At 71.3% G+C, this 12452-nt stretch carries 10 protein-coding genes; 2 read left to right on the top strand and 8 right to left on the bottom strand.

Going from position 1 to position 12452, the window contains the following annotated elements:
* Nucleotides 1-227: 227 nt before the first annotated feature.
* From AB1285_RS13105 to purM, 3 genes are read right to left on the bottom strand one after another with little or no spacing between them, the layout of a single operon-like run.
* Nucleotides 228-1550 carry a CynX/NimT family MFS transporter gene (locus AB1285_RS13105; RefSeq protein WP_187663102.1) on the bottom strand — a complete coding sequence of 441 codons (1323 nt, stop codon included), beginning with the start codon at nucleotides 1548-1550 and terminating at the stop codon, nucleotides 228-230.
* Entirely contained in the window at nucleotides 1550-3022 is a 1473-nt protein-coding gene (purF, locus tag AB1285_RS13110) for an amidophosphoribosyltransferase (protein ID WP_259952892.1), read from the bottom strand. The genes AB1285_RS13105 and purF overlap by 1 nt, the downstream gene beginning before the upstream one ends.
* A 6-nt stretch (nucleotides 3023-3028) precedes the next feature.
* The gene (purM, locus tag AB1285_RS13115; protein ID WP_370429081.1) at nucleotides 3029-4141 is read right to left on the bottom strand and encodes a phosphoribosylformylglycinamidine cyclo-ligase; all 1113 of its coding nucleotides are present in this window, start codon (nucleotides 4139-4141) and stop codon (nucleotides 3029-3031) included.
* A gap of 235 nt (nucleotides 4142-4376) precedes the next feature.
* Between purM and AB1285_RS13120 the strand changes: the two genes are divergently transcribed.
* Nucleotides 4377-5879 (top strand): DUF5979 domain-containing protein, encoded by a 1503-nt coding sequence (locus AB1285_RS13120; protein ID WP_370429080.1) that lies wholly within the window; start codon nucleotides 4377-4379, stop codon nucleotides 5877-5879.
* A gap of 72 nt (nucleotides 5880-5951) precedes the next feature.
* Here the strand turns inward: AB1285_RS13120 and AB1285_RS13125 are convergent, their stop codons facing one another.
* The 3 genes from AB1285_RS13125 to AB1285_RS13135 are packed head-to-tail and all read right to left on the bottom strand — an operon-like array spanning nucleotide 5952 to nucleotide 7812.
* Nucleotides 5952-6518, bottom strand: coding sequence for a DUF3618 domain-containing protein (locus AB1285_RS13125; protein WP_370429079.1), 567 nt, complete (start codon nucleotides 6516-6518; stop codon nucleotides 5952-5954).
* Nucleotides 6515-6937, bottom strand: a complete 423-nt coding sequence (locus tag AB1285_RS13130; protein ID WP_370429078.1) for a phage holin family protein — start codon at nucleotides 6935-6937, stop codon at nucleotides 6515-6517. The genes AB1285_RS13125 and AB1285_RS13130 overlap by 4 nt, the downstream gene beginning before the upstream one ends.
* Nucleotides 6934-7812, bottom strand: coding sequence for a hypothetical protein (locus AB1285_RS13135; RefSeq protein WP_370429077.1), 879 nt, complete (start codon nucleotides 7810-7812; stop codon nucleotides 6934-6936). Before AB1285_RS13135 ends, AB1285_RS13130 begins: the two co-directional genes overlap by 4 nt.
* Before the next feature lie 151 nt (nucleotides 7813-7963).
* On the opposite strand from AB1285_RS13135, the gene AB1285_RS13140 reads away from it, so the two are divergent.
* The gene (locus tag AB1285_RS13140) at nucleotides 7964-8569 is read left to right on the top strand and encodes a zinc-binding alcohol dehydrogenase (RefSeq protein WP_187663095.1); all 606 of its coding nucleotides are present in this window, start codon (nucleotides 7964-7966) and stop codon (nucleotides 8567-8569) included.
* Here AB1285_RS13140 and AB1285_RS13145 read toward each other — a convergent pair.
* Together AB1285_RS13145 and AB1285_RS13150 are read right to left on the bottom strand one after the other, a co-directional pair.
* Nucleotides 8566-8895, bottom strand: coding sequence for a potassium transporter Trk (locus tag AB1285_RS13145; protein WP_187663094.1), 330 nt, complete (start codon nucleotides 8893-8895; stop codon nucleotides 8566-8568). The genes AB1285_RS13140 and AB1285_RS13145 overlap by 4 nt on opposite strands.
* A 95-nt stretch (nucleotides 8896-8990) precedes the next feature.
* Nucleotides 8991-12392 (bottom strand): HtaA domain-containing protein, encoded by a 3402-nt coding sequence (locus AB1285_RS13150; protein WP_370429076.1) that lies wholly within the window; start codon nucleotides 12390-12392, stop codon nucleotides 8991-8993.
* Nucleotides 12393-12452: the final 60 nt, after the last annotated feature.

Genomic DNA, 12452 nt, shown 5'->3' on the forward strand with positions numbered 1-12452 from the left:
GAGCACGAGCATCGCCCATCTCCGCACCCTCGCTGGCGCGACTCCCACATCTTCACGCGTTGAGAGAACCGATTGCGTCATGAGTCCTCCGTCGTCACTAACGACTGACATTTCACATGTCACCATACAGCGCAGAGGAACACCAGGCTGCCCGCTTTTCGGAGGACAGCGCATCCGATCGTACTGGCGCAGCCGCGCCGCACCGACGAGCGCTCTGACAGCGATCGTCACCAGCGGCCGTGACGCCGCTCCCACTCGTCCTCGATCGTGCGGCGGCGACCGGCGATGATCCCCGCGGGCACCGAGACGACCAGCACCCCCGCCACCACGAGAAGCGGCACCTGCCACCCGCCGCTGGTGTCGTGGAGAAGGCCGACGAGGAGCGGGAACACCGCCGCGATCGCGTAGCCGATGCTCTGCACGAAGCCGCTGAGGGCGACGGCGCTCTCCGGCGTACGCGCGCGGATGCTCAGGAGCACGAGGCTCAGCGGGAACATGATCGCGGTGAGCCCGAAGATCGCCACCCACAGCGGCAGCGCGACGGTCGGGAAGAGCAGCAGGCCGGCGAGCCCGACGAGGCCGGCGACCACGGCAACGAAGAACAGCGGGCGGGTCGCCTGGAACCGCACGACCAGCACCGGCACGAGCATGGAGCACGGCAGGCCGACCAGCGCGAACAGCGAGAGCAGGAAGCCGGCCGTCGCCGGGGTCACGCCGCCGAGGTCCACGAGGATGGTCGGCAGCCAGGCGAAGGCGACATAGGCCATGGTCGACGACGTGCCGAACACGAGGGCGAGCGCCCACGCCAGCGGCAGCCGCCAGAGCCGGCCGAAGACACGGGGACTCGCCGACTGTGTCGTGATCGGCCCCGTCGAGGCGGCGACCGCGTCGCGCACATCGTCCACGCCGTCGGTGGGGTCAGGGACCAGGAGCTCCGTCGGCACCGGGCGGTCGTCACCGCGGGAGCGCACCAGCAGCGTGACCCACGGCACGAGGGCGAGTGCGGCCACCACGCCCCACATACCCAGCGAGATCCGCCACCCGAGCGAGTCGGCGACGGGGACGGCGACCAGCGGCGGCAGGAAGGTCGAGACCGCGAGCGTCGTGGAGTACGCCGTCATCATGACGCCGAGCCGGTCGGCGAAGTACTTCTTGACCAGCGGCGGCAGCAGGACGTTGCCCGACCCCACGCCGGCGAACACGACCGCGGTCGCCGCGAGCAGACTCCAGGAGTCGGGGGCGAGGCCGCGCAGCAGCATGCCCGCCGCCATCAGCACGATCGCCGCGACCGCCATCCGCTCCAGCCCGAACCGGCGCTCGAACAGCGGGGTCAGCAGCCCGAACAGCGCGAAGCACACGGGCGGAGCGGCGCCGATCAACCCCACGATCACGGGGGCCACCGGGAAGTCCTCGGCGACGTGGTCCAGGACCGGAGAGAGCGAGGCGACGGCCGACCGCAGCGAGAACGCGACCAGCACGATCCCGATCAACGCGAGGGCGCGCCCCTGCCAGAGGGGTCGGCCCTGCGGCGAGCTCAGGGACCCGGACATCAAGAGGTCTGCGACCCCTCCACCCAGGCGAGGTACTCGTCGGTGACGGTGCCGGTGACGTAGCGGCCGTCGAAGCAGCTCATGTCGAGATCCTCCAGCGCGGAGCCCTCGGTGATCGCGGCCTTCAGGTCGTCGACCTCCTGGTACACGAGGTGGTCGCAGCCCAGCTCCTCCGCGATCTCCGGGATCGTGCGGCCATGGGCGATGAGCTCGTGCCGCGACGGCATGTTGATGCCGTACACGTGCGGGTGCCGGACCGGCGGGGCGGCGGAGGCGAACGTCACCGAGGCGGCTCCGGCATCCCGGGCCATCTGGATGATCTCCTTCGAGGTGGTGCCGCGCACGATGGAGTCGTCGATCAGGAGCACGTTCTTGCCCTGGAACTCCGTCGACATGGCGTTGAGCTTCTGGCGGACGCTCTTCTTGCGCACCGCCTGCCCCGGCATGATGAAGGTGCGGCCGACGTAGCGGTTCTTGTAGAAGCCCTCGCGGTACTCGATGCCGAGCTTGCGGGCGACCTCCATGGCCGCGGGACGGGACGAGTCGGGGATCGGCATGACCACGTCGATCTTGTCCATCGGCACGTGCTTCGCGATCGTGTCGGCGAGCTTGTCGCCCATCCGCAGGCGCGACTCGTACACCGAGATGCCGTTCATGACCGAGTCCGGACGGGCGAGGTAGACGTACTCGAACGCACAGGGTGCGAGCGTCGCGGCGGTGGCGCACTGCTGGGAGAACAGCTCGCCGTCGTTCGTGATGAAGACGGCCTCTCCGGGCTCGACCTCGCGCACGACCTCGTAGTCGCCGTTCTCGAGCACGAGCGACTCGCTCGCCACGACCCACTCGTCCTTGCCCTCAGCGCCGACGACGGTCGAAGGACGACGACCCAGGATCAGCGGACGGATGCCGAACGGATCCCGGAACGCGAGCAGGCCGTAGTTGGCGATCACGGCGATCACGGCGTACGCGCCCTCGATGCGGTCATGCGTGCGGGCGACGGCCTCGAAGATCCGGTCGGGGTCGAGGTCGACCGTGGAGGTCGTGGCCTGCAGCTCACCGGCGAGCACGTTGAGCAGCAGCTCGGTGTCGCTCGACGAGTTCAGGTGCCGACGGTCGCGCTGTGCCATGTCGGCGGCGAGTTCGCGCGTGTTCGTGAGGTTGCCGTTGTGGATGAGGATGATGCCGTAGGGCGCGTTCACGTAGAACGGCTGCATCTCCTCTTCGCTGGACGCGGTGCCCTTGGTGGCGTAGCGGACGTGGCCGAGGCCGACGTTGCCCAGCAGGCCGCGCATGTCACGGGTGCGGAACGCCTCGCGCACCATCCCCTGAGCCTTGGCGTTGTGCATGACGCCGTTCGCCTCAGCAGTCGCGATGCCCGTCGCGTCCTGCCCGCGATGCTGCAGCAGCAGGAGGGCGTCGTAGATGTCCTGATTGACCGGGGCAGAGCCCACCATTCCGACGATGCCGCACATGGGCTCTTACTTCGCTCCGTCCGCGTAGGCGCCGACGAGGCGCACCGCTCCACCATCGACGCCCTTGGCGCCCTGTTCGAATTCGCCGGCCGGACGCGGGCCGAAGCCCACCGTGCCGACCTGCCAGGAGGGCATGCCCTCGGCGTTCAGCGCCGCGATCGCGGCGTCCTTCTTGTCCGCCGCCACCACGGCGAGGAATCCGATGCCGAGGTTCCAGGTGCCCTCGGCGGACTCGAGCGTGGAACCGGCGATGTCGCTCAGCACACGGAAGACCGGGCTCGGCGACCACGTGCTGCGGTCGACCTCGACCCAGCTTCCCTGCGGCAGCACGCGGGCGAGGTTGGCGGCGATACCCCCGCCGGTGACGTGGCTCAGGGCGTGGACTCCGCCGGAGGCCTCGATCAGGCGCAGGAGCGGAAGCGTGTAGAGCCGGGTCGGCTCGAGGAGGGCCTCGCCCCAGGTCGAGCCGAAGTCCGCGGCGTTGTCACCGTAGGAGATCCCGGCGCGGGTGATGATGTGACGCACGAGAGAGTAGCCGTTGGAGTGCAGGCCGCTGGAGGCGACCGCGATGACCGCATCGCCGTCCTGCACGCGCTCGGCGCCGAGGATGGCGTCGGCCTCGACCACGCCCGTCGCCGCCCCGGCGACGTCGTAGTCGCGCGGACCGAGGAGGCCGGGATGCTCCGCCGTCTCACCTCCGACGAGGGCGGTGCCCGTCGCCGCGCACGCCTCCGCGATGCCGCGCACGATGTCCGCGATCCGCTCGGGGACGACCTTGCCACAGGCGATGTAGTCGGTCATGAAGAGCGGCTTCGCGCCCACCACCACGATGTCGTCGACGACCATGCCGACGAGGTCCTGGCCGATCGTGTCGTGCTTGTCGATGGCCTGCGCGATGGCGACCTTCGTGCCGACGCCGTCGGTGCTGGTCGCGAGCAGCGGACGACGGAAGTCCCGCAGCGTGCTGGCGTCGAACAGGCCGGCGAATCCGCCGACACCGCCGAGCACCTCGGGGCCGTGCGTGGCACGGACGGAGGACTTCATCAGTTCGACGGCGAGGTCACCCGCCGCGGTGTCGACGCCGGCTTCGGAATAGGGGTTGGTGGGGGAGGCAGCCACTCGAACAGCCTACCGCCCGCGGCCGACCACTCGGCTCGCCGCCTCCTTCCCGGTTCACCCGCCGCGATCTGCACATATCAGTCCTCATATGTGGCGTAATCATCTGCGCATGTGAGAGTCTATCGCCGAAGCAGGCGGGTCCGGTGTCCGGGGTTCCCGGAAAGAACAGGAGAGGTGGACAGTGCGCGCGCAGAAGAGGAGAACGCAGCGACGACAGGGGAGGAGCGTTGTCGGCGTGAGCAGTGCCATCGCCCTCCTTGCGCTGGTCGGGCTCGCCGTGCCGCCGGCGGCGCACGCCGCGGAGTGGGACGCCATCACCTCGGCGACGGTGGTGGAGCCGACAGGTGAGGTGCACCTGTACGACACCCTCCGCCTCGAGGCCACGTGGGCCGTCCCCGACAGCGCGCAGCCCGGAGACACTTTCTCGCTCAGCTTTCCGACGACGCCCCGCTTCGTCGGTGTCACCTCGTCCTTCCCGCTGCGAGCCCCGGACGGCGCCACCGTCGGCACGTGCACCGTCGCGGCGACCGCCATCACGTGCACGCTGAGCGACTACGTCCTCACGCACGACAACGTCCGCGGCACCCTGTTCTTCCAGATGAAGGCGGAGGAGACCACGGAAGACGACACCGTGACCTTCACCACCGGGGACGGAGGCCCGATCACCGTGGAGATCCCCGGTGGCGGCGTCGGTCCGCAGCGCTCCGAGCCGGCCCCGACGGACGCGACCAAGTCGGGCGTGCAGACCGCCGACGGGACGATCGAGTGGTACATCTGGGTGCCGGGACGCCTGCTCAGCGGCGAGCGCCCGACCCTCACCGACACCGCGACCCCGGGGCTGAGCCTGCTGCCGAGCACCGTGGCGATCGGTTCGGTCGCCGTGGACGCCTGGAACGGCGGCCTGTTCGATGCCGCAGACTTCCGCACCCTCACAGCCGGGTCGGACTATGTCTTCACCCCGGACACCGACAGCTCCTCGTTCACAGTGGTCTTCGCCGCGCCGGCGGAGCCTGACCGCCTCTATCGCGTCTCGTACCAGACGCGCCTGCCCGCAGACGCGCACACCGGACAGGTGTTCAGCAACACCGTCTCCGGGTCGAGTTTCACGACCACCACGGCGTCCGTCACCGCGAGCCTGGCCGGAGGCGACGGCGACGGCGACGGTCTCGGCGGCTTCTCGGTCGCGAAGCGGATCACGGGCGCGGCCGCACCCCTCGTCCCGGCCGGCGCGACGTTCGCCGTCGACTACTCGTACCCCGGAGCGGACAGCCCCGTCACCGGTACCCTCACGCTGCCCGTGGACGGCACCGACCGAAGCATCGGGCGGATTCCCGTCGGCACGGTCGTGACGCTGTCCGAGCACACCGCGGATGCCGTCCCCGGCGTCGTGTGGGGAACTCCGCAGTTCCGCGGCGACGGCGTGACCACGACGGACGAAGGAGCACAGCTCACGATCGGCGCAGGGTCGGTCGTGGCTGTCGAGCTGACCAACCCGGCCACGCTCTCCCCGCCGTCCCCGAGCACGCCGCCGACCACGACGGAACCGCCGTCACCCTCGACGCCGCCGGCACCGCCCTCGCCGCCGACCACGGGCCTCGCGGCCACCGGCGGCGACCCCGGCGGTCTGATCGGACTCGCCACCGGGGCGGTGCTGGCGCTCGCAGCGGGGATCCTGCTCAGCCGTCGGTCCGCCACCCACGCAGACTCCGCACCCGGAAGCACCGGCATCGAGAACTGACGCTCGCCCGCGACGCGAAGGGCCCGGTCCGACGGATCGGACCGGGCCCTCGTGCAACGGGGTTCCGTGCGGTCAGCTCTGGCCTGCGACGTTGTCGCGAGCGTCCTGAGCGCTGCCCTTCACCTCGTCGACGGCGTGGGTCGCGTCGTCGCGGACGTGGGCTGCGGCGCCGGCGGCCTCATCCTTGACGGCGGCGAAGGCCTCCTGCGCCGGCTCCTTGAGGTCCTGTCCGATCGTCTTGGCGACGTCGGTCGCCTCATCGACGAGAGGCTGGGCCTTCTCCTTGATGTCCTCGGCCAGTTCCTTCTCCTTCGAGGAGGCGGGGATGACGGCGGCCACGACGAGGCCGGCGGCGAAGGCCATGAGGCCCACCGCCAGCGGATTCCCCTGCGCCTTGGCGACGGTGTGCCGCCCGGCATCGGCGACCGAGGAGGAGGCGTCCCCCAGCCGGTCCCCGGCGTCATCGGCGGCGCCCATGACCCGGTCGACGACCGAGCGCACCGCGCCCTTCATCTTCTGCGTCTGCCGGTGCACGACCTTCGAGGGGGTGACCTTGTCGGCGAGAGCGTCGACGTCCCTGCCGAACTCCGCTCGGGTCCGCTCGATGTCGGCGCGGATCGCGTCGGGTGAATCGCTCATTTGTTCTCCTCATTCCTCTTCACCGCATCAGGGATGCGCTTGAGGGTGTCCACGGTGCGCGGAGCCCCTTCGATGCTCTTCAACTGCTTGCGTCCCAGCACGAACAGGACGAGGGCGATCACCGCCCAGATGACGGCGACGATCACGGCCGACCAGCCGAGACCGGTGACATAGGCGCCGAGGGCCCACCAGAGGGCCACCGACAGGAAGAACACGGCCATGAGCGCGCCGTATCCGGCCCCGCCGAGCATGCCCGCCCCCCGGCCGGCGCGCGTGGCCGATTGCTTGAGTTCGGCCTTCGCCAACTCCAGCTCCTGCCGCATCAGGGTCGACAGATCAGTGGTGACCTCGCTGAGCAGATCGCCGAGAGATGTGGTCTCGGCCTTCTGCTCCGAAGGTGTGGGGATGGGGTCGGTCATGGTCGTCCCTCTTCATCGGAGCCGCGGGTGGCGGCATCCGTCCGGTCGTAGAGCGGAGTGTCCCCGTCATCCACCGTCTCGCCGTGCGGTGTGACGCCCCACGGCGCGGTGCCGGCGTCGATACCGCTCATCCCGTCCGGCGCTCCGGGGACCGTGCCATCGGTCGGCAGCGGCGGCTGACCGAGGGTGGTGTTCTCGGCGACTCCCGCGCCTCCGGCGACACCGGCCGCGCCCGCACCACCGGGAACCGCCCCGGGCGTGGTCGCCGCGGGGACGACGGGACGCGGCGGAACGGCGGCTGCCGTCGCCCCTGCGGCCGACGAAGAGCCGGACCGGGCGGGACCCGACCCCGAGGAGGCCGACTCGGCAGCGCCCTCGGAGAGCGCTCTGGTCAGCCGCCCGGCGACGAGACCGGCGAGTGCCGCCACGGCGATGAACGTGCCGGGCTTCGCCCGTGCGTACGACTTCACCTCCGTGAGCAGCGAACCGGGGTCGCGGTCGCCGATCCAGCCCGCGATGCCCTGGATCCGGGTGGACGCCTGGCGCACGAGGTCGGCGGCGACACCGCCGTCCGAGCGCTCGGCCATCGTGCCGAGCTCCCCGCCCACGGACCGGAGCCCGTCCGCGACACGGCGCTGCTGCACCGCCGCCTGCTCCGACAGCTCGGTCTTCGTCTGGTGGTACAGGTCGCGAACCTGGTCCTTGGCCTCATGGGCGACGGCACCGGCCTCGGCCTTCGCGGTCTCGACGACGCCCGCCGCCTGACTCTTCGCCTCGTCGGCGACGCCTGCGGCCTCGTGCGCGGCGGTCCGGACGGTGCCCGGAGACTCGGTCGTACCGCTGCCCGCGGCACCTTCTGCATTGCTCTGCGACATCGTTCTTCCTCTCGACTCCCGCCGACGGCCGCCGACGTGTCAGCAGGTCTACCCCTGGATCCGGCGATCACGGCGAGGGTTGACGCGGCTCTCCGCGGGCATTACCGTGCCGGGGCTCCGCACGGCTGCTGCACCCGCCTACGATGGGGCCATGGCCGACAAGCCGCAGTGGCTCATCCGCGAAGACGCGAGCGTCCCCGTGCTCGTCGCGCTCGCCCTGCGCCAGCTGCTGGGCATCCGGGCACCCCTGGATCTGCCGTCCCTCCGCGACCTGTCGGTCCGCGCACCCGACGCGGTGGACGCCCCGCCCGAGGTCGAGGCGCAGTGGCAGGGCTACTGGGACATGACCGTGGAGCCGCGGGCTCATCACTCGGGCGTCCCGCTGGAGTTGATCGACGGTTTCGACACGCTGGTGGCCCTCCCGGCGACCGGCGCCGAGGCGCTCTCGTCGGCGATCCGACCGCATGCCGGCACCGCGCTCCGCTATGCCACCGCCGCACACGACCGGTACGTGGGGTCGATGAAGAGCCACACCGGCGGGGACGCCTACCGGGCGTACGCGAGCGCGATCGCCGAGTTCGAGCGCGACATCGGGCGCCGTGCGCACTCCTTCGAGCTCAACGTGCAGGTGCTGCCTCTGTCGCAGCGCGGGATCTGGTGGATCGGCGACCTCACGGTCGCGGTGACGGACGGGCTCCGCCGGGACGTCGTGGCGTTCGACTCCGCGATCCGCCCCGTGATCGCCGAGCTCGCCTAGTCGCGGTCCGTGGTGCCGTCGTCGACGACGGTCTCCCGGTCGACGGTCACGACGCGGTCGTGGCGGCGGGCGAGACGCTCGAGCACCAGACCGGCCACGCCGCCGAGCGCGAGACCGATCGGCACGGTCCAGAGCAGGAGGAAGCCGAAGACCTGACCGGGCGGATAGACGACGTCGAGCGCCTGCGACTGCTCGAAGCTGCCGACCATCGTGAGGATGCCGGCGGCGATGACGCCCAGCACGACCCCGATGCCCATGAGCACGCCGTACCGCGGCACGCGGCGCACGGTCGCTTCGACGGTCTGATGGGTGTCGTGGGAGGGCATGCCTCCATTCTCCCACCCTCCGCAGCCGTGCGCAGCCGCATGCGAGACCGCCCTCCCCGGATGACCGGGGAGGGCGGTTCCGCTAGCCGCCGGTCTCAGACCTCGGTCGTCGTCTCGGCCGGCTCCCCCCTCCGGGTGCGACGCACGATCAGCACCCCGCCCGTCGCGGCGAGCGCGACGACGACCAGACCGCCCACGATCCAGGGCCACACCGGGGCCTCGTCCGAGGCGACCGGCGCGCTGATCGCGGTCACCGCCGCATCGGCTTCGGCCTCCGGCTCGGACTCCTCCTCCGCAGGAGCGCCGCACGCATCGTCGACCGGGATCACGGCGGAGACCGGGTCGAGCCCCTCGCCCGCCTGATACGTGCCGAACGCGGAGGCACCGGCCGCGGTCAGTGTCGTGGGTACGTCGTCGAGGGTCAGCGCACCGTCGGTGACGGCGGCGTCCGTGAGGGCGAACTCCGCGAGACGCACCCCCTGCTGCGCCACGGCCTCTCCGTCCTGGGTGGTCCCGGTGACATCGAAGATGAGGTACCCGGTGTCGCCTGCGAGCTCGACCCGCGCGTTCGCCAGCGTCGTGTTCAGCGCCCCGTCGTGGCCCGTGAAGGCGATGCTGCCGCCGTACGTGACCAGCCCCGCGCGCGCCTCGTCGTCCAGCGAACCGGTGCCGTTCGACCACACGAAGGCGGGGTACTCGTACGTCACGTCGGTCAGCGTCCAGCCGCCCCGCGCGATGCCCTCGATGTAGGTCCGGAACGACTCCTTGTAGCCCCAGTGCAGGGTCGCTCCCTCCACCGTGCACACCCCGAGTTCCGTGGTCGCTCTGGCGAGGGTGAATGAGAGGCCGCGATCGACGGAGCCCTGGAAGGTGAGCGTGTGGTCGCCGTCCGCGAGCGTCGCCGGGAGGGAACCCGACCACGTCGCGACACCCGACGCATCCGCCGTCACGGTGCCGAGCAGCACCGGGGTCGAGTACACGACCACCGTGATGCCCTTTTCGTTCGCACGGAAGCCGGAGGCGGAGACCGTGGCCGGCTTCCCGGCGGCGAGCGCGGCGAGGTTCTTCTCGTCGACCTCGATGCCGGTGGACGTCGGCGCGGTCGCCGGGAGCGTGGCCTTCGGCGCGACCGCGGCCGCCGCGACCGTTCCCGTGGTGCCCGAGGGCGCGGCGGCGACGGAGCCGATCGTGAACGAGACGGGGTTGAGCGTGGTGCCGTATCCCGAGAGGACGCGGTCGCGCCCGGCGTCCGTGAGGGCGGCGGGTGCCGCCGTGTAGGTGACGGCGCCGCCGGCCGCCGTGCGGACGGCGCGGGAGAGGTCGAGGGTCGCGAACGGCACCTGCGCACCCCCGCTCGTCACGAACAGCGTGGCGGAGGACGCCGAGGTGATCCGGATCATCGGATCGGCGACGGTGACGTCGAGCACCCCGTGGTGGCCGGTGAAGCGCACCGCGCCGCGGTAGACCACGCTGCCGCGCCCGGACGTCGCGTCGAAATCGCCGCCGACGGTCTGCCCGAACTGGAACTGACCGCCGGATCGGGTGGCGCCACCGGATACGGCGATCGCACCCTGGGCGATCGGGCCGGTGATGTAGTTCGTGAACGAGGACGAGATGGCCCAGCGCAGCGACCCGCCGGGGACGGTCGCAGCCGGCTTCGTCGGCGTCACCGGGGGTTTCGGCGTGACCGGGGGCTTCGGCTCGGTCGGCTTCTCGCCGAGCAGTGCGCGCCACTGCGCATCGGTGATCGTGATCGCGCCCCGCGCGTGGATGGTGTCGGCGGTCGGCATCGTGTGCTGCTGCCACACGATCACCTCGTACGTCTTCGACCGGTTGAGATCCTTCGCCGCCGCGTTCAGGTCGACCGCGAAGGCTCCGAAGCCGATGTTCCGGACGTATTGCATGGCGAGGAAGCCGCCGCCGGCCGTCACGTCAGCCTCGGTCCCCGTCTCGATGAGCGCCACGTAGGCGCCGGTGACCGCGCCGAGGTCGGCGGCGGTGGCCTTCACCGTGAGCCCGTCCGCGGCCGAGGCTCCCGTGACGGCGGTGGTGACCGACGGCCCGGGGGACGGCAGCAGGGCGTTCCACTGCGCGTCGGTGACGGTGACGGTGGAGCGCGCGTAGATCGTGTTCGCATTCGGCATGGTGTGCTGCTGCCAGACGATCACCTCATAGGCCTTCGACCGGTCCAGCGCTGTCGCCGCAGCGGTCAGGTCGACGCTGAAGCCGCCACCGGTGATGCCGCGCACGTACTGCATCGCGAGGAAGCCGCCTCCGGCCGTGACGTCGGCCTCCGTGCCCTTCTCGATCAGTGCCGCGTAGGCGCCCGAGACGGCGCCGAGCTTCGTCGCCGCTGCCGTGACCGTGAGACCGTCATCGGCCGTCGCCGCCTTCACGGTGGTCGTGAGCCCCGAGGCGACGCGGTAGTCCAGAGCGACGCGGCGCTCCTGGTCGGCGTTGACGACGCCGCCTGCCGGGTAGGTGTACACGCCGTAGGAGCCGGGCGTCGCCGGAGTGTCCTTCAGCGTGAGCGTGACCTGGAACGAGCCCTCGGGGGTGATGTCCACCCACTGTGCGCGGATCGCGCCCTGGTACTGCGCCGGGACCTGGGTCAGCACGCCTTCGGCGAGCGCCCAGGCCTGTGCACCGACCGAACGCGCCGAGGACGGCGCCCCCTGCGAGGGCTGCCACGTCGCGGCGAAGTTGCCGAAGACCACATAGGTGCCCTGGGGCAGGTTCGACGGGATCGGGACGCCGCGCCCGCCGACGTTCGCGGTCGGGTCGTATCCGGTGCCCTTGACGACGATCTCGTCACCCGCCTGGAGGCGAGCACCCGCAGCGGGCGTGGTGCCGTCGGCGAGGAACACGTCGATGGCGGCTTCGGCGGGCGCCGGCTCGGTCTCGCCCGGGGCCGTCTCCCCCGGCTCCGTCTCGCCCGGCTCCGTCTCCCCGGGCTCCGTCTCACCGGGATCCGTCTCACCCGGAGTCGTCTCGCCCGGCTCCGTCTCGCCCGGCTCGACGGGCGTCGTTCCGAAGACCGTGTCCCACTGCGCAGGCGTCACCGGGACGTCGCCGCGGCCGTAGATCGTGGCGGCTGTCGGCGCGGAGTGCTGCTGCCAGACGAGCACCTCGTACGTCTTCGTGCGGTCCAGGGACGCGACGGGCGCCTGCAGCGTGAAGGAGGCGGCCCCCTGCTGCACGCTCGGGAAGGGCAGCGCGAACGCGGCGTAGCCACCACCGGCGGAGACGCCGCTCTCGGTGCCCGACACGATCAGTGCGGCATAGACGCCCGTCACGTCCGGCAGACCCTCGGCCCGCACCTGCACGGTGAGGCCGGTGGTGTCAGCGGACGACACCGTTGCGGTGACGGTCGCCGCGGCAGCGTGCGCCGGCGGGCTGGCCATCGCCCCGGCGGCGACGAGGACGAAGGAGACGAGGGCGGCGAGCAGGACACGCAGGCGTGTGCTCGCTGAGGGGGTATGTGCTGTGGCGTTCACGGTTCTCCGCGGCCCGCGGGGCGCGATCGATCGTGCGCTCCCGGCGGTACCGCACGGCAG

This window comes from Microbacterium sp. NRRL B-14842 (genome assembly GCF_050470785.1).

Coding starts and splice junctions, on each gene's coding strand:
- AB1285_RS13125 (WP_370429079.1), bottom strand. CDS start 6,518: ATGAGCGATTCACCCGACGCGATCCGCGCCGACATCGAGCGGACCCGA.
- AB1285_RS13130 (WP_370429078.1), bottom strand. CDS start 6,937: ATGACCGACCCCATCCCCACACCTTCGGAGCAGAAGGCCGAGACCACA.
- AB1285_RS13135 (WP_370429077.1), bottom strand. CDS start 7,812: ATGTCGCAGAGCAATGCAGAAGGTGCCGCGGGCAGCGGTACGACCGAG.
- AB1285_RS13145 (WP_187663094.1), bottom strand. CDS start 8,895: ATGCCCTCCCACGACACCCATCAGACCGTCGAAGCGACCGTGCGCCGC.
- purF (WP_259952892.1), bottom strand. CDS start 3,022: ATGTGCGGCATCGTCGGAATGGTGGGCTCTGCCCCGGTCAATCAGGAC.
- AB1285_RS13140 (WP_187663095.1), top strand. CDS start 7,964: ATGGCCGACAAGCCGCAGTGGCTCATCCGCGAAGACGCGAGCGTCCCC.
- AB1285_RS13105 (WP_187663102.1), bottom strand. CDS start 1,550: ATGTCCGGGTCCCTGAGCTCGCCGCAGGGCCGACCCCTCTGGCAGGGG.